Annotated in this window: 18 protein-coding genes; 8 read left to right on the forward strand and 10 right to left on the reverse strand. The window is 69.3% G+C overall.

The features are described from left to right. Window positions 1-61: 61 nt before the first annotated feature. The 5 genes from QFZ27_RS31965 to QFZ27_RS31985 are packed head-to-tail and all read right to left on the reverse strand — an operon-like array spanning window position 62 to window position 5738. On the reverse strand, window positions 62-1354 hold the full coding sequence (locus QFZ27_RS31965) for an ADP-ribosylglycohydrolase family protein (RefSeq protein ID WP_429230494.1): 1293 nt from the start codon (window positions 1352-1354) through the stop codon (window positions 62-64). Further along, a complete protein-coding gene (locus QFZ27_RS31970; RefSeq protein ID WP_429230495.1) occupies window positions 1341-2786 on the reverse strand; it encodes an extracellular solute-binding protein in 1446 nt (481 codons plus the stop codon). Before QFZ27_RS31970 ends, QFZ27_RS31965 begins: the two co-directional genes overlap by 14 nt. 39 nt (window positions 2787-2825) lie before the next feature. Continuing rightward, window positions 2826-3728, reverse strand: coding sequence for a carbohydrate ABC transporter permease (locus QFZ27_RS31975; protein ID WP_429230496.1), 903 nt, complete (start codon window positions 3726-3728; stop codon window positions 2826-2828). Further along, window positions 3728-4693: an ABC transporter permease gene (locus QFZ27_RS31980; protein ID WP_429230497.1), complete on the reverse strand. Its 966-nt coding sequence runs from the start codon at window positions 4691-4693 to the stop codon at window positions 3728-3730. Before QFZ27_RS31980 ends, QFZ27_RS31975 begins: the two co-directional genes overlap by 1 nt. A 1-nt stretch (window position 4694) precedes the next feature. Further along, a complete protein-coding gene (locus QFZ27_RS31985; RefSeq protein WP_429230498.1) occupies window positions 4695-5738 on the reverse strand; it encodes a LacI family DNA-binding transcriptional regulator in 1044 nt (347 codons plus the stop codon). Between the two features lie 501 nt (window positions 5739-6239). On the opposite strand from QFZ27_RS31985, the gene QFZ27_RS31990 reads away from it, so the two are divergent. From QFZ27_RS31990 to QFZ27_RS32025, 8 genes are all read left to right on the forward strand, one after another. Further along, window positions 6240-6437: a DUF2934 domain-containing protein gene (locus QFZ27_RS31990; RefSeq protein WP_429230499.1), complete on the forward strand. Its 198-nt coding sequence runs from the start codon at window positions 6240-6242 to the stop codon at window positions 6435-6437. Continuing rightward, window positions 6415-8310 (forward strand): malto-oligosyltrehalose trehalohydrolase, encoded by a 1896-nt coding sequence (gene treZ / locus QFZ27_RS31995; protein ID WP_429230500.1) that lies wholly within the window; start codon window positions 6415-6417, stop codon window positions 8308-8310. The genes QFZ27_RS31990 and treZ overlap by 23 nt, the downstream gene beginning before the upstream one ends. Further along, complete coding sequence (gene treY / locus QFZ27_RS32000) at window positions 8307-10808, forward strand: malto-oligosyltrehalose synthase (RefSeq protein ID WP_429230501.1); 2502 nt, start codon at window positions 8307-8309, stop codon at window positions 10806-10808. Before treZ ends, treY begins: the two co-directional genes overlap by 4 nt. Further along, window positions 10798-11322, forward strand: a complete 525-nt coding sequence (locus tag QFZ27_RS32005) for a hypothetical protein (RefSeq protein WP_429230502.1) — start codon at window positions 10798-10800, stop codon at window positions 11320-11322. Before treY ends, QFZ27_RS32005 begins: the two co-directional genes overlap by 11 nt. 303 nt (window positions 11323-11625) lie before the next feature. Beyond that, a complete protein-coding gene (gene glgX, locus QFZ27_RS32010) occupies window positions 11626-13758 on the forward strand; it encodes a glycogen debranching protein GlgX (RefSeq protein ID WP_429230503.1) in 2133 nt (710 codons plus the stop codon). Window positions 13759-14766: 1008 nt separating this feature from the next. Further along, entirely contained in the window at window positions 14767-15357 is a 591-nt protein-coding gene (locus QFZ27_RS32015) for a hypothetical protein (protein WP_429230504.1), read from the forward strand. Continuing rightward, window positions 15358-16254: a phosphotransferase family protein gene (locus QFZ27_RS32020; protein WP_429230505.1), complete on the forward strand. Its 897-nt coding sequence runs from the start codon at window positions 15358-15360 to the stop codon at window positions 16252-16254. Window positions 16255-16460: 206 nt separating this feature from the next. After that, complete coding sequence (locus QFZ27_RS32025; protein ID WP_429230506.1) at window positions 16461-16841, forward strand: contact-dependent growth inhibition system immunity protein; 381 nt, start codon at window positions 16461-16463, stop codon at window positions 16839-16841. A 56-nt stretch (window positions 16842-16897) separates the two neighbouring features. Here QFZ27_RS32025 and QFZ27_RS32030 read toward each other — a convergent pair whose 3' ends face one another. The 5 genes from QFZ27_RS32030 to QFZ27_RS32050 form a co-directional block, all read right to left on the reverse strand. Beyond that, the gene (locus tag QFZ27_RS32030) at window positions 16898-17833 is read right to left on the reverse strand and encodes an AEC family transporter (protein WP_429230507.1); all 936 of its coding nucleotides are present in this window, start codon (window positions 17831-17833) and stop codon (window positions 16898-16900) included. A 174-nt stretch (window positions 17834-18007) separates the two neighbouring features. Further along, a complete protein-coding gene (locus QFZ27_RS32035) occupies window positions 18008-18865 on the reverse strand; it encodes a metal ABC transporter permease (protein ID WP_429230508.1) in 858 nt (285 codons plus the stop codon). A 280-nt stretch (window positions 18866-19145) separates the two neighbouring features. Continuing rightward, window positions 19146-19988, reverse strand: a complete 843-nt coding sequence (locus QFZ27_RS32040; RefSeq protein ID WP_429230509.1) for a metal ABC transporter permease — start codon at window positions 19986-19988, stop codon at window positions 19146-19148. Continuing rightward, the gene (locus QFZ27_RS32045; protein ID WP_429230510.1) at window positions 19985-20779 is read right to left on the reverse strand and encodes a metal ABC transporter ATP-binding protein; all 795 of its coding nucleotides are present in this window, start codon (window positions 20777-20779) and stop codon (window positions 19985-19987) included. The genes QFZ27_RS32040 and QFZ27_RS32045 overlap by 4 nt, the downstream gene beginning before the upstream one ends. Continuing rightward, window positions 20766-21674, reverse strand: a complete 909-nt coding sequence (locus QFZ27_RS32050; RefSeq protein WP_429230511.1) for a metal ABC transporter substrate-binding protein — start codon at window positions 21672-21674, stop codon at window positions 20766-20768. Before QFZ27_RS32050 ends, QFZ27_RS32045 begins: the two co-directional genes overlap by 14 nt. Window positions 21675-21772 lie beyond the last annotated feature (98 nt).

A 21772-nucleotide genomic window follows, 5' to 3' on the forward strand; every position in this document is an offset into this window, starting at 1 on the left:
TCCCCTCGCGGGAGGGGGTAGGGGGAGGGGGTTGTCGACAGTCGAGCCGGCGGGGGTTGGTTCAGCTGTCCGACGCACTTCCCATTCGCGCGCGGACGCGCGCAGACCCCTCCCCCTGCCCCCCTCCCGCAAGGGGAGGGGGGACTTGAGAAGAGGTGCGGGCGAAGGATCCGTCGGCGGTCAGCGCCAGGCGCTGGGCATCGCGGCGGCAGGTGCGGTCGAGATCGGCGGCCAGGATGGCGGAGACCACATCCTGGAAGCGGTCGGCCTCAGCCGCCAGGTCGAAGCGGTTGGCACGGTCCAGCAGGTCGCGATCGGCCGGGTCGATCACCGCCTCGCCATGCATCGCGCCGAGGATGGCGCCGGCCATGCAGCCGATGGAATCGGTGTCGCGGCCGGAGTTGACGCCATCGACCACCGCCGCGCGGAAGTCGCCGTCATGGATCAGGCAGAAGCCCAGCGCCAGCGGCAGTTCCTCGATCGCGCGCAGGCGCGACGGGGTGTAGTCGTTCGTCGGCACGCCCGCCGTCTCGACCCGGCGATGGACGTTGTCGCCCATGCTGGAATAGCGGCCGATGACCGACTGGAACTCCGCCGTCACCCGGGCATGGTCGGCGCGGTGCGGCTTCAGCCGCAGCGCCGCCTCGGCGATGTCGGCGATGGCGGCGCGGGTGCCGTCCTTGGCCAGCTCGATCGCGGTCTCAACCACCGTTTCAACGGTGGTGCCGGGCACCATGGCGGCGGCGACGCAGGCGGCCATCACCCCGGCCGCCTCCAGCCCGTAGCTGTGCTGGTGGCCGGCGGCCAGATCGACTGCTTCGTCATAGGCCGCCTTCGGGTCGCAGGCGTTCACCGCCCCGACCGGGGCGATGTACATGGCGGCGCCGCAATTGACCATGTTGCCGATGCCGCCCTCGCGCGGGTCGCAGCTGGTCAGCTGGTGGCGCTGGAAGATCCATTTCTCCGGGTAGAACAGCCGCTCGATCAGCATGGTCTCGCGCTGCATCTCCGGGATCCAGCGCGGCGTCCAGGCGATCTGGCGGACCATGCCGCCGGCCATGTCCCAGGCGTCGAGATGGCGGCCGGCCTCCTGGTAGACCGCCATCAGGCACAGCGTCATCAGCGTGTCGTCGGTGACGATGCCGTGCCCGCGGATCCGGCCGCCGCGCGCCGCCTCCGGCGCGTCCTTGCGGTGCCAGTCGACGTCCAGCGAGGTGACCCGGCCGTAGCGCTGCCGGATCTCGGCCGCGGACAGCTTCTCGATCGTGGCGCCCATGGCGTCGCCGAACGCGACGCCATGCAGCATGCCCCGGACCCGGCCTTTCAGCGAGGCGCCGGCGTCAGTTGGTTCCATTCAGCTTGGTCCTCGCATATTCGGTGATCTCGGCGCCGCCCTTGGCGTTCCACTCGGCGACGTAGTCGTCCCATTTGTCGATCGGCAGCTCGCCGGAGATGAATTTCCAGACATAGCTGCGATAGACATTCTCCGCCGCGTCCAGCCGGGCCGCGTACTCGCTGGGGAAGACGAAGGCGTTGTCCGGCGCATAGTATTTCTGCGCCAGCGCGATCGACTTCTGGGCCTGCTCCGACAGCAGCGGCACCGGCGGCGTCCAGGCATCCGGCTGGTCGATGATGAAGCGCGGATACCAGGTCGCCATCTTGTCGGTGGTCTTGACGGTCCCGCCGTCCTTGACCCACTCCTCGCCCTCGAAGCCCATGCGGTCGATCTGCTGGCCCTCGGGGCTGGCCATGAAGTCCAGCAGGGCGACCACGTCCTCCTTGTGCTCGGAGATGGCGGACATGGCGAAGCCGCGGCTCTCGCGGCTGACGTCGACGGCGCGGAGCCCCTGCCCGCCCGGGCCCTTCGGCGGGTCCAGCGGCACCAGGGTCGTGCCCGGATGCACCTGGCGCATCTTGCCCTGGTAGATGTCCATGTTGACGCCGACCACGCCGAGGATCACCCCGACCCGGCCGGAGTAGAACTTGTCCTCGCGGGTGTCCCACTTCGTGGTGATGAAGTCGGGGTCCAGCAGGCCTTCCGCGAACAGCTTGCGGTAATAGGCGACCTTGTCGCGCTCCTGCGGCGAGACGCGGGAGTGGATCCACTGGCCGGAGGCGTCCTTCAGCCAGGTTGAGCTGACGCCGAAGGCCTGGTTGAAGATCTCGTCCAGCTCGTCGGTGGCGCCGGCCGGCGGGATGGTGGCCACCGTGATGCCGTAGGTGTCCTTCTTGCCGTTGCCGTCGAGATCGCCGTCAACGATCTTGCGGAACATCGCCTCCCAATCCTCCAGCGTCTGCGGCGCCGGCAGGCCGGTCTTCTCCAGCCAGTCCTGGCGCATCACCCCGACCTTGGCGCGCACCGGGAACGGGTAGATCAGATAGGGGTAGTTCTCGAGCCGCGGCTTGTTGTGCGCCCACAGCGCCTGCTTCAGGTTCGGCGCCTTGTCCAGCCAGGGGCGCCAGTCCTCCAACAGCCCCTGCTCGACGATCTTCTGGTCGCCGCCCTGGAAATAGATCAGGTCCGGGATGTCGCCCGACAGCAGCATCAGCGACAGCTTGTCGGCATAGCCGCCGGGCGGCACGTCGACCAGATCGATCTTGATCGGATGGCCCTTGGCGGCCATCCCGGCCTCGATCGCACCAACCAGCTTGACGTCGTCCGGGTTCGACTTGGTGAAGTCCTTGCTGACGACACGGATGGTCACCGGGTCGGCGGCCTGGGCCGACATGCTCAGCGCCGCCGCGAACACCAGGGCCAACGCCGGCCCCAGAAGCATCTTGTTCATTGCGTCTCCTCCTCGATTTTTTGATTGGGTTATGGCGGATCAGCCTTTAACGGCGCCGCTCATGGTCCCCTTGGTGAAGAACTTCAGGATCAGCGGATAGATCGCCAGCACGGGGATCAGGGTCAGGATGATCATCCCGGCCTTCAGCGCCCTGAGGTCGATCTGGCTGCCGCCGGTGTACTTGTTCATGGCGTCCAGCCCGACCATCAGCGACTTGTCGCCCTCGACCACGAACTGGCGCAGCACCACCTGCAGCGGCCACATCTTCGGATCGTTCAGGTAGATCATCGCCCGGAAATACTCGTTCCAGTGCAACACCGTGTAGAACAGGGTGATGGTGGCGATCGCCGGCAGCGCCAGCGGTGCCACCACGTACCACAGGGTCTGCAGCGGCGAGGCGCCCTCGATCTCGGCCGCCTCCATCAGCTCCTTCGGGATCTCCTCGAAGAAGCGGATCAGCACGATCAGGTACCAGGCGAAGACGCCGCGATAGAGGATCACCGACCAGTAGGAGTTGAGCAGCCCGAGCTGCTTCATCACCAGATAGTCCGGCACCACCCCGGGCTCGAACACCACGGTGACCAGGATGAAGACCAGGATCGCCCGCCGCCCCGGCAGCCCCTGGCGCGACAGGGCCCAGGCCATCAGCGTGGTGGCGACGACGTTGATCACCGTGCCGGCGATGGTGATCAAGAGGCTGTTGGCCAGGCCGCGCAGCACCTGCGGATGGGTCAGCAGCACCTGCCAGACGTCGAGCGAGAAGCCGTGCGGCAGCACCGCCAGGCCGCTCATCCCCGGTACCTCGGCGCTGTCGGACAGCGACACGGCCAGGAGGTTCAGGATCGGCTGGACCGTGATCACCACCATCAGCAGCAGGGTCGAGCAGATGATGGCGTATTCGATGCGCTCGAACGGCGTCTTGCGGATCTGGGACACGGCCATCACCACACCCCCTTGCCGGTGACGCGCTTGGCGACGAAATGGGCGGCCAGGATCATGGCCATGCCGATCACCGCCTTGAACACGCCGGCGGCGGTGGCATAGGCGTATTCGCCGCCGACCAGGCCCATGCGGTAGACATAGGTGTCGAGAATGTCGATCCGGTCGCGGATCGCATCGTTGGAGAAGTTGAACACCTGGTCGAAGCCGGCGCTCATGAAGGCGCCGAGATTGAGGATGAACACCGTCGCCATGGTCGGCACCAGGGCCGGCAGGGTGACGTGCCAGATCTTGCGCCAGCGGCCGGCACCGTCGATCGTCGCGGCGTCGTAGAGCTGCGGATCGATCGCCATCACGCCGGCGAGGAACAGCAGCGAATCCCAGCCGGCGCTGCGCCACATCTCGGAGAAGACCAGGACCCAGAGGATCGAGCCCTCCGAGGTCATGAACGGCACCGGGGCGAAGCCGAACAGGCCGAGGATGTCGTTGACCGTGCCGTCGGTCGGCGACAGCACGGCGATGAACACGCCGGCGATCACGATCCAGGACAGGAAATGCGGCAGGTAGATCGCCGACTGCACGAAACGGCGGTAGCGGCTGCCCTGCACCTCGTTGACCAAGAGGGCCACGATCACCGGCACCGGGAACAGGATGACCAGCTTCATGGCGCTGATCAGCACCGTGTTCCACAGCACCTGGTAGAACACCGGGCTCTCGAACAGCGCCCGGAAATGCTTCAGCCCGACCCAGATGCTGGGGCCGATGATGCGATAGTCCTGGAAGGCAAGCTTGGCCTGCCAGATCGGCAGGTAGTGGAAGACCACGAAGTACAGCAGGCCCGGCAGCAGCATCAGGTAGTAGCCGCGCCAGCGCCAGACCCGGCGGAAGCCGGATTGGCGGGCGGCCTTGGGAACGTTCCCAACCAGGGGCTGCGTCAGGCCGGAGGGGCTGTGGTCGAGGCCGGTCATGTCAGGCGCTCTTCTTCCGGACGGTCCGCAAAGCCGGCGGCGGTGCGGCGACCGAGGCGCGTTCGACCACCCGGCATGGCAGCACCGTGTGCTCGATCTCGGCCCCACCGTCGATCCCGGCCTGCAGCAGGCGCATCGCGTGGACGCCCATGTCGTAGCGCGGCTTGTCGACCGTGGTCAGGCCGGGATCGGTGAAGCCGCCGGCCTCGACCCCGTCCATGCCCATGATCGAGATGTCGCGCGGGCAGGCCAGGCCGGCGGTGCGGGCCGCCAGGATGGCGCCGACCGCCATCAGATCGTTGGCGGCGAAGACCGCGGTCATCCGCCGGCCCTCGCGCTCGATCAGCCGGCGCGTCGCCGCCAGGCCGGAGTCGGCGGTGTAGTCGCCATCGTCCATCGGCAGGGATGCGGGGTCGAAGCCGTGGCGCTGCCAATGCGCCTGCGCCTCGGTGACGAAGCGGGTGCGGGCGACGCGCCGGTCGCGGCCGTTGATCAGCCCGATATGGCGGTGCCCGGCGGCAATCAGGTAATCGAGCGCCAGGCGCACGCCCTGGGCGACGTCGCTGCGCACGCTGGAGAATTCCGGGAAGCGCTCGCCGGAGGAGCCGATCACCACCACCGGCGCCTCGGTCTGGCGCAGCAGGCCACGGTCGTCGGTCGCCGGATTGAGGATGATGCCGTCGACCCGGGCCTGGCGCAGCGCCTGCAGGTGCCGGCGCTCCCGCTCCGCATCCCAGTCCGAACTGAAGATCAGCAGCGACCGCTTCTCGGCCTCCGCCTGGTCCTGGGCGCCGCGGGCGAGGTCGGCCCAGAACGGGTTTGAGATGTCGGGGATGACCAGGCCCATCATGCGGCTGCGGCCGGTGCGCAGGCCGAAGGCCAGGTGGTTGCGCTCGTAGCCGGACTGGCGGACCGCCTCCTCCACCCGCTGGCGGGTGTCGGTATGGACCGCGCCGACGCCGGACAGCACCCGCGCCACCGTCGTCTTCGACACGCCGGACAGGCGGGCGACATCGATGATCGTGGGCTGGCGCTTGCCGTTCAAGGGCATCTCCCGGATGAAACATCGCCCTGCCTCTCGGGCAGGTTGTGTGGGAACGTTACCAATTCCCATCTCCTCCCGTCAAGCGGGCATCGCGAAGGCGATCATGCGGCAATCATTCCGGTTCTGAAAAGACTATCTTCCCAGCTTGAAAATTATCGCCGAGCGGGCCGGAACCGAACCGCGCCGCCGCTATTGACGCTGACGAGGCCGTGATGTGGGCGCGTTTCCGCCGCGACCGGCCCGGCGAGTTCCCGAGACCAAGCGGACGCAGCCGTCCCGGTGCGCCCCGCCGTAGACAGGAAGGAATACTTCGGCAGATGGCAAAGCGATTTCTTTTGCCCAGACAATAAATTGTGCGCGATCTCCACGTGAATATCAGGATCCGATCCTGAAGAAAGATCATTTCAATTTACAAAACATTCACATTTGTTGGGGCGAATCGCAGTGCAGGTCCGAAGGAAAGGGTCATAATGGCCCTAATACTAAAGAAGGAGTGGTGGGATGAGTGACGATCGCGACGAGCAGATCCGGCGGCGAGCCTATGAGATCTGGGAGGCGCTGGGCCGGCCCGAAGGCGGGCAGCAGCAGCATTGGGCCGAGGCCGAGGCCGAGATCCTGGCCGATGAAGGCACGGGCACCGGGAGTGCTCCGGAAGGGGCGGAGGAGCTGGACCCCGATGGCGCAACGAAGCGGGGCTGACCGGATTCCGGTCCTGCGGCCGGAGGCCGGGGCCCCGCCTGCCGCCGCCCGCGCCGTGCCGGCGGCGCAGACGGAGCGCACCGCCCATGCCATGCCCTTCGGCGCCGAGCTGCGCCCGGACGGCAGCACGCGCTTCCGCCTGTGGGCGCCCGATGCCGAGGGCATGACCCTGCTGCTCGGGCAGGACAACGCCCCCCTGCCCTTGGAACGCCTCGACGACGGCTGGTTCGGCTGCACCGTGACCGGCGCGCCGGCCGGCACGCCCTATCGCTACCGCCTGGCCGACGGCACCGAGGTGCCGGACCCGGCGTCGCGCGCGCAGGCGGGCGGCCCCTTCGGTCACTCCATCGTCTGCGACCCGCAGGCCTATGACTGGCAGGCCACGGGCTGGCGCGGCCGGCCCTGGCACGAGGCGGTGATCTACGAGCTGCATTGCGGCGCCATCGGCCGGCCCGGCGGCTTCGCGGCGGTGGAGCAGCAGCTGGACCGCCTCGCCGGCCTCGGCGTCACCGCCATCGAGCTGATGCCGGTCTCCGATTTCCCCGGATCGCGCGGCTGGGGCTATGACGGGGTGCTGCCCTTCGCCCCGGCGTCGATCTACGGCACGCCGGACGACCTCAAGCGCCTGGTCGACGCCGCGCATCGGCGCGGGCTGATGGTGCTGCTGGACGTCGTCTACAACCATTTCGGCCCGGCCGGGAATTTTCTGCCGCTCTACGCCCAATCCTTCTTCGATGCCGACCGCCTGACCCCCTGGGGCCCGGCGATCGACTTCCGCCGGCCGCAGGTGCGCGCCTTCTTCCGCCACAACGCGCTGTACTGGCTGGAGGAGTTTCGTTTCGACGGGCTGCGCCTCGACGCGGTGCACGCGATCCGGGACGACAGCCGCCCCGACATCCTGACCGAGATCGCCGACGCCGCCCGCGCTGCCTTCCCCGACCGGCACATCCACCTGGTGCTGGAGAACGACAGCAACGAGGCGCGGCGGCTCGTCGGCACGCCCGGCCCCCAAGGGCGCTACAACGCGCAGTGGAACGACGATGCCCATCACGCCGCCCATGTCGTGCTGACCGGCGAGGATGACGGCTATTACGCCGACTACGCCGACGCCCCGGTGCCGCGGCTGGGCCGGGCGCTGGCCGAGGGCTTCATCTATCAGGGCGACTGGTCGGAGCATCGCAAGGCCACGCGCGGCGAGCCCAGCGCCCATCTGCCGCCGACCGCCTTCGTCAACTTCCTGCAGAACCACGACCAGATCGGCAACCGCGCCCTCGGCGACCGGCTGACCGCCCTGGCCGAGCCGGTAGCGGTCGAGGCGATGACCGCGGTGCTGCTGCTGGCGCCGCAGATCCCGCTGCTGTTCATGGGCGAGGAATGGGGCAGCCGCCAGCCCTTCCCGTTCTTCTGCGACTTCGAGGGCGAGCTGGCCGACGCGGTGCGCCGCGGCCGGCGCGAGGAGTTCGCCGCCTTCGCCGGCTTCACCGACGCGGCCGGGACGCTGCCCGACGCGCTCGACCCCGCCACCTTCGAGGCCGCGGTGCTGCAGCAGCCCGACGACGATGAGGCCGCGCGCCGGCTTGATCTGGTGCGCCGGCTGCTGGACCTGCGGCGGCAGAGGGTGATGCCGCTGCTGGCGCCGCGCCGGATCGGTCCCGGCATCGACCGCAGCCGCGACCACATGCTGGACGTCGCCTGGATGCTGCAGGGCGGCGGCTGGCTGCGCATCGTCGCCCATCTGGCGCCGGGCCGGGGGCCCGCCTGGGAGGCGCCGGCCGGCGAGATCCTGTTCGAGAGCACCACCGGCCTCGCCGCTGTCCTCGCCGGCGGGATCGAAGGCTGGGGCACCGTCGTGGTGCTGGAGCCGGCGGCATGATCGCCCACCCGCCCTGCGCCACCGCCCGGCTGCAGATCCATGCCGGCTTCACGCTGGACGACGCCCGCGCCGCCCTGCCCTATCTCGCCCGGCTCGGCATCAGCCATGTCTACGCCTCGCCGCTGCTGGCCGCCCGGCCCGGCTCGGGCCATGGCTATGACGTGATCGACCCGACCCGGATCGACCCGGAGCGCGGCGGCGAGGCCGGCTTCGAGCGCTTCGCCGCGGCCCTGCGCTCCCAGGGCCTGGGCCTGATCCTCGACATCGTGCCGAACCACATGGCGGCGAGCCTGCACAACCCCTGGTGGCGCGACGTGCTGGAGCACGGCCGCGCCAGCCCGCATGCCGCCGTGTTCGACATCGACTGGAACGCGCCGGCCCATCCCGGCCGGCTGCTGCTGCCGATCCTCGGCCAGCGCTATGGCGAGGCGCTGCGCGCCGGCGACATCAAGCTGCGCCGCGATCCCGAAACCGGCCGCCCGGTCATCGCCATCCCCGGCCACACTCTCCCCGTCGCCCCCGGCACGGTGGAGGCGATCGACGAAACCCTGGGGCCGGACGCGCTGCACGCGATCCTGGAGCGGCAGCATTACCGCCTGGCCCATTGGCGGGTCTCGGCGGCCGAGATCAACTACCGCCGCTTCTTCGACATCGACGATCTGGTGGCGGTGCGGGTCGAGGACCCGGCGGTGTTCGATGCCACCCACAGCCGCATCCTCGCCGCCGTCGCCACCGGCCAGGTCCAGGGGCTGCGCATCGACCATATCGACGGGCTGGCCGACCCGGCCGGCTATCTGGCCCGGCTGCGCCAGGCGGTCGACGCCGTCCGCCCCGGACCCTTCACCATCTGGGTCGAGAAGATCCTGGCCGAGGGCGAGGACCTGCCCGCCGGCTGGCCGGTCGAAGGCACCACCGGCTACGAGGTCGCCAACGCGATCCATGCGCTTCAGGTCGATCCGGCGGCGGCCGGCCCGATCCGCGCCGCCTATGCCGGCTTCACCGGCGACCAGGGCAGCATGGCCGACACCATCCGCCGCTGCCGCCGCGCGGTGATCGAAGGCAACCTGGCCGCGCCGTTCGAGGCGCTGGTCGACCCCATCGACCGGCTGGCCTATGCCGGCTGGGACACCCGCGACCTGACCCGCGCCGACCTGCGCGAGGCGCTGGCCACGGTGATCGAGCATCTGCAGGCCTATCGCGACTATCCCGGTGATGGCGGCACCTTCAGCCTCGACGCCGCGATCGCCCGGGCCCGCGAGACCGTGCCCGGGCCGGCCCTCGACGCCGTCGCGAAGCTCGTCTCCGGCGGCGCCTCGGGCGACGACGCCGCCCTGATCCTGCAGCGCTTCCAGCAGCTGACCGGCGCCGTCGCGGCCAAGGCGGTGGAGGACACGGCCTTCTACCGCCACCTGCCCCTCGCCTCGCTGAACGAGGTCGGCGGCTGGCCGGAGCGGTTCGGCATCGAGCCCGACGACTTCCACGCGATCTTCGCCCGCCGCCGGCAGCTGTCGCCGGATGCGCTGTCGTCGCTGTCGACCCATGACCACAAGCGCGGCGCCGATGTCCGCGCCCGCCTGGCGGCGCTGACCGAGCTGGCGCCCGAATGGCAGTCCGGCCTGGTCGCCTGGTCGGCCCTGCTGGCACCGCAGCGCGGCGGCAGCGAGGATCGCCCGGTGCCGAGCCGCCGGCACGAGCATCTGTTCTACCAGACCGTGCTCGGCACCTGGCCCGCCGGCGGGCCAGACAAGGATTATGCCGACCGGATCGTCGCCTACCTGTTGAAGGCGGCGCGCGAGGGCAAGGACGAGACCGGCTGGACCGACCCGGACCAGGCCTATGAGGCCGGGCTGGAGCGCTTCATCCGCGCCGCGCTCGACCCCTCCGGCCCGTTCCCGGCCACGATCGCGCCCTTCGCCGAGCGCCTCGCCCGGATCGGCGCGATCAACGGCCTGGCCCAGCTGGCGATGCAGATGACCCTGCCCGGCGTGCCCGACCTGTACCAGGGCACCGAGGAATGGGACCTGTCGCTGGTCGACCCCGACAACCGCCGCCCGGTCGAATGGGACCGGCTGGCGGGGCAGCTCGACCCGGTCGCCGAGGCGGATCCGGAAGAGCTCGCCATCGCCTGGCCGGACGCGCGGATCAAGCACTGGCTGGCGGCGCGCCTGCTGCGCCTGCGCCGTGAGGACCCGGAGCTGTTCGCCCGCGGCGACTACGCGCCGGTGCCGGCGCAGGGCCCGGCGGCGGCCCATGTCGTGGCCTGGCGCCGGTCGCTGGACGGCCGGCACCTGGTCGTCGCGGTGCCGCGGCTGGTGGCCGGCAAGCTGAACGGAGCGCTGGGTTTGAGCGGCTTCGACGGCACGGCACTGACGCTGCCGGATGGGCGTTCTGTGGGGGATGGAGAGCGGGGGAATGGGGGCAGCCGGGCCGATCTCGGCCCTGTCTTCGGCCGGCTGCCGGTGTTCCTGCATCGTCTTGGAGGTCGCGATGGCCGATAGAGTGTTGCGCCTGATCTCGAACCCCGCCCTGCAGGGTGGGCCGCCCCTGTCCCGCCCCCTCTCCCCCGACGAGCCGCAGCGCGCGCATTTCGAGCGGCTGGGCCTGTCGGTCGCATCCTCCCCCCCGGACCGGACCGAGCTGACCGGCTGCTTCGCCGGGCAGGTCGACATCCGCGCCGTCGCCCGCCCGCCGGGGGACGAGGAGGAGCCGGCGCCGGTGGTCTGGGACGTGCTCGGCCATTGGCGCAAGCGGCGCCGGCTGTGCCTGCACCCCAGCGATCTCGACGAATGGCTGGGCCTGCGCCCGGTCGACGCCTTCGCCCTGCTGCGCGGCCTGCGGAACGATGCGCTGGCCGAGGCGTTGGGACCCACGGCGGCCACCGACGTGTTCGACTGGCGCGGCCATCGCGTGCTCAACCCGTTCCGCGACCGCTTCGGCAACGAGACCAGCCCGGCGAGCGAATACGGGATGGATTACCGGCTATGGCGCGCCCGCTGGCGCGAGGCGCTGTAGGCGGCTGGGTCTGGATCGGCCCTCGCCCTTTTATCCTCCCCCTCCCCTCGCGGGAGGGGGTAGGGGGAGGGGGCCGCCGACACTGGGATAGGACGTGGCACATTCAGCACGATTGCTGAATTGAGTGTTCGCCCAGCACCAGTCCTGACGGCACCGAACACCCCTCCCCCCACCCCCTCCCGCAAGGGGAGGGGGAGAGTGAGAAGGCGGATGGACTTTCTGAAGGCCTCGCAGTCGTTCGAGGCAACTGACTGGCGCAAGAGACACGGGGCCGGCTCGGCCGGCCCGGAGGGGAAAGAGCGAATGAAGCGCGTACGACCGGCGTCGGTGCGGGTGCTGGAGGGCCAGCCCTTTCCGCTCGGCGCCACCTGGGACGGGCTGGGCGTGAACTTCGCCCTGTTCTCGGCCAATGCCACCAAGGTCGAGCTGTGCCTGTTCGACGAGGAGGGCAAGCGCGAGCTCGCCCGGGTCGAGCTGCCGGAATACACCGACGAGGTCTGGCACGGCTACCTGCCCGACGCCCGCCCCGGCACGGTCTACGGCTATCGCGTGCACGGCCCCTACGAGCCCGCCGCCGGCCACCGCTTCAACCCGAACAAGCTGCTGCTCGACCCCTATGCCAAGCGGCTGGTGGGCGAGCTGACCTGGGACGACGCCCTGTTCGGCTACACCATCGGCGCGCCGGAGGAGGACCTGTCCTTCGACAGCCGCGACAGCGCGCCCTTCATGCCGAAATGCCGGGTGGTGGACCCCGCCTTCACCTGGGGCCGCTCGCGCCCGCCCGCCGTGGCCTGGGACCGCAGCGTGATCTACGAGCTGCATGTCCGCGGCTACACCATGCGCCACCCCTCGGTGCCGCGGCGCCGACGCGGCACCTATGCCGGGCTCGGCCATCCCACGGTGGTCGAGCATCTGCGCGACCTCGGCGTCACCACGGTCGAGCTGATGCCGGTGCACGCCTTCGTCCAGGACCGGCACCTGCTGGAACGCGGCCTCAGCAACTTCTGGGGCTACAACACCATCGGCTTCTTCGCCCCGCACCCGACCTATTCCGCCACCGGCGAGACCACCGAGTTCAAGGAGATGGTGGCGCGGCTGCACGATGCCGGGCTCGAGGTCATCCTCGACGTCGTCTACAACCACACCGCCGAGGGCAATGAGCGCGGCCCCACCCTCTCGCTCAAGGGCATCGACAACGCCTCCTACTACCGGCTGGCGGAGGACGAGCGCTACTACATCAACGACACCGGCACCGGCAACACGCTGAACCTCAGCCACCAGCGGGTGCTGCAGATGGTGACCGACAGCCTGCGCTACTGGGTCACCGAGATGGGGGTGGACGGCTTCCGCTTCGACCTCGCCACCATCCTCGGCCGCGAGCCCTACGGCTTCGACGAGAATGGCGGCTTCCTCGACACCTGCCGCCAGGACCCGGTGCTGGCCGGGGTGAAGCTGATCGCCGAGCCCTGGGACCTCGGCCCCGGCGGCTACCAGGTCGGCGGCTTCCCGCCCGGCTGGGCCGAGTGGAACGACCGCTTCCGCAACACCGTGCGCGGCTTCTGGAAGGGCGATGAGGGCCAGGTGGCCGACCTCGCCTCCCGCCTCGCCGCCTCGGGCGACCTGTTCAACCGCCGCGGCCGCCGGCCCTGGGCCAGCGTCAACTTCGTCACCGCCCATGACGGCTTCACCCTGAACGACCTCGTCTCCTACAACGACCGGCACAACGAGGCCAACGGCGAGGACAACCGCGACGGCCATTCCGACAACCTGTCCTGGAACCACGGCGCCGAAGGCCCGACCGGCGACCAGGAGATCCGGACCTTGCGCGAGCGGCAGAAGCGCAACCTGCTGGCCACGCTGCTGCTGGCCCAGGGCACGCCGATGATCCTCGGCGGCGACGAGTTCGGCCGCACCCAGAAGGGCAACAACAACGCCTATTGCCAGGACAACGAGATCGGCTGGGTGGATTGGGAGACGACCGGCGAGGACGGCCGCGCCCTGGCCCGGTTCGTCCGCCGGCTGCTCGCGCTGCGCCAGCGCTTCCCGGTGCTGCGCCGCAGCCGCTTCCTGACCGGCCTCTACAATGAGGAGCTGGACGTCAAGGACGTGGCCTGGCTGCGCCCCGACGGGCAGGAGATGAGCAATGACGACTGGGCCAATCCGCAGACCCGCTGCCTGGGCATGCTGATCGACGGCCGCGCCCAGCCCACCGGCATCCGCCGCCGCGGCTCCGAGGCGACGCTGCTGCTCCTGCTGAACGCCCACCACGAGCCGGTCCCCTTCCTGCTGCCGGAGGTCCCGGACGGCACCGTCTGGACCGCCCTGGTCGACACGGCCGAGCCGGACGCGGCGCCGCGGGGGCACCTGCCGGCGGGAGAAACGTATGCGCTGCAGGGGCGCGCGGTGGTGCTGCTGTCGGCGCAGACGGGGGGGTGAGAGAACAGGGAGCTCGGCACCATCCCAACTCGTCGCTCGGTTGCGGTGATTACGCTGAGCGATCCCTCTTCCAAGATCGATGAGGATACGTGCCACCTCTTCCTCAATGGGGAAGTGAGCATTACATACGACATTCATCGCACCTCTTCGCAGCGGGAGGACTTGGGCATGAATTCCGATGACAACCAAAATCCAATATTCGATATTAAAAAATTTGGAACAGTATATCGAACGAACAAGTATGAACGTGCTATATACATGGGAATGTATAAACCATCGGAGTTTTCTTCTAACTCAACACACGTCTGCACAATTGAAATGAACCCGCGCGAAGACTTTTTGACCTCCGCGACGATCGAACGTCGCCCCCGAGTATATGAATTCGACACTTTGGGAAGCATGGTGCAGCGCGGTAAGCACTCAGAAAGACCGAGAATCGAGGCTCGACGCATCATAGGGCTATGGGAGCTCACGAGCTCATCGTTCTACGAGTGGAGAGAATTAAAACCTGGGGCGCAACTTCGAACCCGAAATGGTCGTATGGCCATTTACGTGGGCGCGTACAAACGACATGGAGAGCATCGCGATCACTCAAGGTACTGGTGCTCTACTATACCCGCAGAAGGATTAAGCACGAAAATCGGCCCCGCTTTGCTAGACTATGATCGGTCTGGACGGCGCCTCGGCAGCCGAGGAGAGTCATCCCCCGATGATATCGTCGGAAGATGGAGTGACTTCCATATTCTTAAGCAAATCGGCGGCCGAATACATCGACAACGCGATTAGCTCGCGGCGCCGCTCCTCTGTCCCAGACGGTGGTCGAGTTGCAGGTTGGAATCGATGAACGGATCGAGACCGTGGCACCGCGCCAGCATGGCGCCGTGGATCTGGCGTGAATCCTAGAAGTCGCGGCGTTCCGGGGCGGCGTCAGGCAAGCCTTCCACCTGCGCCGAGCCACGCCGCTCATGCTAAGTCTCTCTTACCCCATCCCGACCCAAGGACCACCCCATGCCCTCCCTCCTCCCCGCCGAGCTCGCCTGGTATGTCACCGGCCGCTTCTACCAGGCCGAGCCGGACGGCCCGGTGGCGGATTACGGCTATTTCCTGCACCTGCCCTTCCTCGACGTGCCGCTGTTCGACGGGCCGCGCGGCGAGACCACCGCACATTTCACCTTCGCCGCCAAACCGTTCCAGGCGAGGGGCGTCGACAATGGCGCGCTGAAGCTCGGGGTCGATCCGGTCGGGGAGTTCTCGATCTACCTGCAGCGCCGGCCGGAAGGGACCTTCGACGACCCGGCCTCCTTCGCCCGGGGCGACTGCATCGCCACCTTCCGCCGTGCCAGCCTGGTGGTCGGCACCACCGTCACCCAGCCCGACGGCACCACGGCGGTGTCGCTGGTCGGCACCAACGTGTTCTCCGCCCGCCTGGTCGCCAGCACGCCCTTCGACTTCGGCGGCGGCCGCCACGACATCGCCGAGCATCTCGGCCGGGGCGTCACCCAGTTCGGCACGGCCGCGGGCGCGCCAGTCTCACCGACGCCGGCGGGCTACACGGCGGTGGTGCCCTTCACCGGCTCGGCCATCGCGCTGGGCCGGTAGGTGGAGGATCCCGGCGCTCTCGCGTGCCTGCTCCGGCAGGTCGCGCCCGGCGCCCGCCTGCTGGCCGCCCAGCCGCTTGCCGGCGGCGTCTCGGCCCGGGTGACGGCGCTGGAGCTCGCGCCTCCGGACGGCCGGACCGTGGTGCTGCGCCGGCACGGCGCCGCCGACCTGGCGCGCGACCCGGACATCGCGGCGCATGAGTTCCGGCTGCTGCAGGTGCTGCAGGCGGCCGGCGTGCCCGCGCCCACCCCGCTGCACCTGGACACCAGCGGCAACATCCTGCCCACGCCCTGGCTGCTGCAGAGCTTCGTCGACGGCGACCCGGAGGATGTGCCGGCCGACCTGGACGACCATATGCGCCAGCTGGCCGAAGCGCTGGCCGCGATCCACCGCGTGCCGGCGGCCGACGTGGCATTCCTGCCGCTCCAGGAGGAGCAGGCGGCGGCGCTGATCAGGGAGCATCGGCCCGAGCCGGATGAGACCCTGGCCGAATCCCGCCTGCGCGCGGCTTTGGCCGCCTGGCCCCCGCCCCGCCGCAACCCGCCCGCGCTGCTGCATGGCGATGTCTGGCCCGGCAACCTGCTGTGGCGCCGCGGCCGGCTGCAGGCGGTGATCGACTGGGAGGATGCCGCCGTCGGCGACCCGCTGGCCGACCTGGCCAATGCCCGGCTGGAGCTGTTCATCGCCCTCGGCGAGGACGCCATGGCCGCCCTCACCCGCCGCTACCTTGCGCTGTCCGCGGTCGACACGGCCGCCCTCCCCATCTGGGACCTATGGGCAGCGCTGCGCCCGATCGCCGGCCTGCCCGGCTGGGGCCTGGCGCCGGAGGAGCAGCGCCGCCTGCGCGAGTGCCACCGGGGGTTCACCGACAGGGCGCTGGCGGCGGTGGACGAGTAAGGCGATCGCTACCCCCGGGGACGGCCCGAAAGCCTGTCGATGCTCGCGCTCCCGATTGCCTTCGAACCCCTTCTTGCCGGAGAGTCGTGAGGTGCCGCATTGCGGAACAGGTTGCGCAGATGAGATCCGACAGGAAGGACCCCCGGCGGGATAGGGACAGGCAGGGCCTCGCCCGGCGCCGGTGGGAGCGTGCCCTCGACCTCACGGTGGAGCAGTTGGACGGGGATATCTGGCCCCATTCCGACTTCGACTCTTACGTCGTTCAAACCAGCCAAGCCCTGCGGAAGAAGCCGATCCGCTCGTTGTCGGACGAGGAGCTTCGCCTCGCCATCGGCCAGCAGATCGGGCTGGAATGGCTGGAATGGCTGGTACGGCTGGCCCTGGAGCGCCTGCGCGACGATCCGCTCCTGTCCGGAGATTTCTTCCCCGGCGACTTGCTACAGAACGTGCTGCAGGCCCCTGACGTCTTCTGGACGGCGCACGAATCCGAACGTGAGGCGGCTATGGTCATCGTCAAGGGTTTGGACGGCCACGACCTGCCCCCGAGCGTGCGCAGTGCCATCTCTCGCTTCGCCGCAAAGAGGTAGGCGGCCCGTCTCTCTTGCATCTGTGGGCGGCATTGCGGCCGATCACGAGCCGCGCCTCACCCCGCCCGCGCCACAGGTCCGGACAAGGCATAGAGCCAGATCAGCAGTGTCGGCACCGACAGCAGCGTCGTGATCGAGACCGTGGCGGCGACCAGCGGCTCCTCCACCTTGTATTCGCCGGCCAGGATATAGACCGTCTTCGCCGTCGGCACGGCGGCGCAGACCACGGCGGCGATGGTGTAGAGCGGGTCGAGGCCCGTCGCCAGGCACAGGCCGTAGACGATCAGCGGCATGACCACCAGCTTCACCACCGCGAGCAGCAACGACACCCGGAGGTTCGCGCGCAGCCCGTCGACCGACAGGCCGAGCCCGATGGCGAAGAGCGCGCAGGGCGTGAGCGCCGCCGCGAAGATGGCGAGATAGGCCGCGACCGGGGCCGGGATCGGCAGTCCCGCGATCGCCCCGGCCAAGCCGATCAGGGTGGAGAGCACCATCGGATTGAGCAGGATCTGCTTCGCCAGGGCGGCCGGGCGTACGGACCGCCCGCCGTGCCGCTCGCGTTCCAGCAGGATGACAGCCGCCGGGAACATAACCCCCGCCACGAACACGGTGGCGATGGCGGCGGGCAGGACGGCGGGCTGGCCGTAGATCGAGTGCAGGATCGGCAGAGCCACGAAGCCGGTGTTGGTCATCGCCGCGGCCATGCCGTGGATCGTGCTGCTGGCGAGACCGCGCCCGGCGCGAACGGCCAGGAACACCAGCGCGAAGCACAGGGCGGAACCGCCGCCGAACGCCAGCAGGAAGCGCCATTGCAGGAGGTTGCGCGCCGGCTCCTGCGCGATGGTGACGATCAGCAACGCCGGCATCGCGACGTTGTAGGCGAAATGCACCAGCCCATCGGCCAGAGACCGCGAGACGTAGCCGGACCAGCCGGCCAGCCAGCCGGTGACGATGATCGCGAACACGGGAAGAACCAGGCCGGCGACGTCCATCTCGGTTTGCTCCCTCCGATCCGGCGCGGCATGCGCATGGCGAAGCATAGCGCGCCGGGTCGTCTCGTGGACGACGCATCCGGCGAATGATCATCGCTCATCCGGCAATGGCGGCTCTCCATCCTTTGCAGGCCGGTGGTTGCTGATCCATCCGAGGAGATAGCCCGGGTTCCCCTACCCCGCCGCCACCTGCCGCCGCAGCAGCCCGTTCTTCGGGGCGAACAGGAAGGCCAGGGCGAACAGCAGGGCCTGGACCACGACGATCGACGGGCCGGTGGCGCCGTCGAGCCAGAAGCTGAGCAGGGTGCCGAGCACGCTCGACAGCACCGCGGAGGCGACCGCCGCTGCCATCACCCGGCCGAAGCGGTCTGCCAGCAGCAGGCCGATGCAGCCCGGCGTCACCAGCATTGCCATCACCAGCACCACGCCGACCGCCTGCAGCGCCGCGACGATGGTGGCGGCCACCAGCAGCAGCAGGATCAGCTCCAGCCGCCGCGGCGAGATCCCCATCACCCGGGCCTGGCCGGGGTCGAAGCAGAACAGGATCAGGTCCTTGCGCAGCAGCAGCACGGCCAGGAGCGTGACCGAGCCGACCGCCAGGGTCTGGATCCTGTCCGCCGGCTCGATGCCCAGCAGGTTGCCGAACAGCACATGCATGAAGTGGATGTCGCTCGGCGTCGCCACCAGCAGCACCATGCCGAGCGCCAGGAAGCCGGTGAAGGCGATGCCGAGCACGGCGTCGCTCTTGACCCGGCAGCGCGCCTCGATCGCGCCGGCCGACAGCACGCAGGCCATGCCGCTGGCGACGGCGCCAAGCGACATCGGCAGCCCGGCGACATAGGCCAGGATGATGCCGGGCAGCACGGCGTGCGAGACCGCGTCGCCGACCAGGGCCCAGCCCTTCAGCACGACGAAGCAGGACAGGACGGCGCAGACCGTGCCGACGAAGGCGGCGATCAGCATCGCCTCGACCATGAAGCCGTGCCGCAGCGGCTCGGCCGCGGCCTCGAGGAGAGACAGGAGGAAGGTCATCTGCCTCCTCCCGTGGCCGGGCTCAAGCACTCCCGCGGAAGAGCGCCTCTCTCTCCTGCGTCGATATTTTCACTCTCCCCCTCCCCTTGCGGGAGGGGGTTGGGGGAGGGGTTTGGCACCGCCGGGATCGATGTCAAACGATCGACGCGACTGCAAAACGATCCCGGATGGCCGAGACCGGTTCCCTTCGATCGACACCCCCTCCCCCTACCCCCTCCCGCGGGGGGAGGGGGAGGATTGATTGGTTCGGGCCGGCCAGGCGATCGGGTTTGGAAACCGTTCATTCCGTCACCCGGCGCAGCGGCCCGTGCTTCGGCGCCAGGGCCAGCGCCAGGAGGAACAGGCCGGTCTGCGCCAGCACGATCAGCCCGCCGGTCGACCCGTCGAGGAAGTAGCTGGCATAGGCGCCGGCCATCGCCGTCGCCGCCCCCATGACCGCGGCCAGCACCAGCATGCGCGGGAAGCGGTCGGTCAGCAGGAAAGCCGTGGCGCCGGGGGTGATCAGCATGGCGACGACCAGCAGCGCCCCCACCGCCTGCAGCGCCGCCACCGCGGTCAGCGACAGCAGGCCGAGCAGCAGCAGGTGCAGCCGCCCGGTCGGCAGGCCGATGGCGCGGGCGTGCTGGGCGTCGAAGCAGTACAGCAGCAGGTCCTTCCACTTCACCGCCACCACCAGCAGGCAGCCGGCGCCGACGGCGAAGAGCTGCCACAGATCGGCATCGGCGATGCCCAGCAGGTTGCCGAACAGGATCGTGGTCAGCCGCAGGTTGCTGGGATACAGCGAGATCAGCAGCAGGCCGAGGGCGAAGAAGGCGGTGAAGACCACGCCGATCACCGCGTCGCTGCGCAGCTTGGTGGCGCGCTCGATGGCGCCGATGCCGAGCACCGCGAACAGCCCGGACAGCACGGCGCCGAGCAGGAAGGGCGCGCCGGCCAGATAGGCGATGGCGACGCCCGGCACCACGGCGTGGGACAGCGCGTCGCCTAAGAGCGACCAGCCCTTCAGCGTGACGAAGCAGGACAGGACGGCGCAGACCGCGCCGACCGCGCCGCCGCCGAGGATGGCCTTGACCATGAACTGGTAGCCGAAGGGCTCGGCCAGCAGGTCGAGCAGCCCGGTCATCCCGCCGCCGCCCGCAGCCGCGGCTCCGCCACGCCGGTCAGGCCGAAGGGCAGCTGGTGCAGCGCGCCGCCGAAGGTGCGGGCCAGGTTGTCGGCGGTGAACACCGCTTCGACCGGGCCGAAGGCGATCAGGCTGCGGTTGATCAGCGCCGCCTGGTCGCAGAACTCCGGCACGCTGGCCAGGTTGTGGGTCGATACCAGGATCAGGTGGCCGGCGTCGCGCAGCCCGGCCAGGATGCCGGTGATGGCGCGCTCGGTCTTGACGTCGACTCCGGTGAACGGCTCGTCCAGCAGGATGATCCGCGCCTCCTGCGCCAGCGCCCGGGCCAGGAACACCCGCTTGCGCTGGCCGCCGGACAGCTCGCCGATCTGGCGGCCGGCGAAATCCTGCATGCCCACCCGCTCCAGGCTGGCCGCCACCGCCGCGCGGTCGGCGGCGGACGGGATGCGCAGGAAGCCCATCCGCCCCTGCCGGCCCATCATCACCACGTCGCGGACCGAGACCGGGAAGCTCCAGTCAACCTCCTCGGTCTGCGGCACATAGGCGACGATGTTGGCCTTCTGGGCCCAGGCCACCGGCCGGCCGCAGATCGAGACCGATCCGGCGGCCGGGTCGACGAAGCCCATGATCGCCTTGAACAGGGTCGACTTGCCGCTGCCGTTCATGCCGATCAGGCCGCAGATGCTGGGCCGGTCCAGCGTCAGCGACACGTCGCTCAGCGCGACGTTGCCGGCGCGGTAGCGGACGGTGATGCCGGAGACTGCAATGGAGGGCGCGTCACTGGCCGACATTGAACCCGTCCTGGATCAGCCTGGCGTTGTAGCGCAGCATGGCCAGATAGGTCGGCGCCGGCCCGTCCCCGGTGGTCAGGCTGTCGACATACAGCGTGCCGCCGAAGCGGGCGCCGGTCTCCTGCGCCACCTGCCGCATCGCCTTGTCGTTGACCGTGCTCTCGCAGAACACCACCGGCACATGGTCGCGGCGCACCGTGTCGATCACCCTGCGGATCTGCTGCGGCGTGCCCTCCTCATCGGCGTTCACCGCCCAGAGATAGCCTTCCTTCAGCCCGTAGTCGCGGGCGAGGTACGAGAACGCGCCCTCGCAGCTGACCAGCATCCGCTGGTCGGCCGGGATCTTCGCCAGAGCGTTGCGGATCGGCGCGTCCAACGCCTTCAGCTCGGCGGTGTAGGCGGCGGCGTTGCGGTCGTAGATGGCGGCGTTGGCCGGGTCGAGCGCCACCAGCGCCTTGCGGATGTTCTCGACATAGATCACCGCATTGGTCGGCGACATCCAGCTGTGCGGGTTCGGCTTGTCGGTGTAGGGCCCGTCGGTGATCGAGACCGGCTGGATGCCGTCGGTCACCACCACGCTCGGCACGTCGCTGACGCCCTGGAAGAACTTCTCGAACCAGCGCTCGAGGCCCAGGCCGTTCCACAGCACCAGGTCGGCATCCTGCGCCTTGACCACGTCCAGCGGCGTCGGGTCGTAGTCGTGGATCTCCGCCCCCGGCTTGGTGATGGATTCGACGATCGCGGCGTCGCCGGCCACCTGCTGGGCCATGTCCTGCAGGATGGTGAAGGTGGTGACGATCCGCTTCGGCCGCGCGCTCTCCGCCGAGACGCTCCCGGCCGCCAGCACGCCTGCGAACACCAGTGCCGCCGCCAGCACGCTCCGAACCCTCAGCATCAGCCTCTCCCATCACATCGTCGGTGCCTGGGAATGCTCGCATCGACTCAAATGTAGCTCAAGCTAAATTTTGAAATGCGAGCTTAATAGAGGCTCAT

It is taken from the genome of Inquilinus ginsengisoli, assembly GCF_050434925.1.
In the GTDB taxonomy this organism is placed as follows: Bacteria; Pseudomonadota; Alphaproteobacteria; order DSM-16000; family Inquilinaceae; genus Inquilinus; species Inquilinus ginsengisoli_B.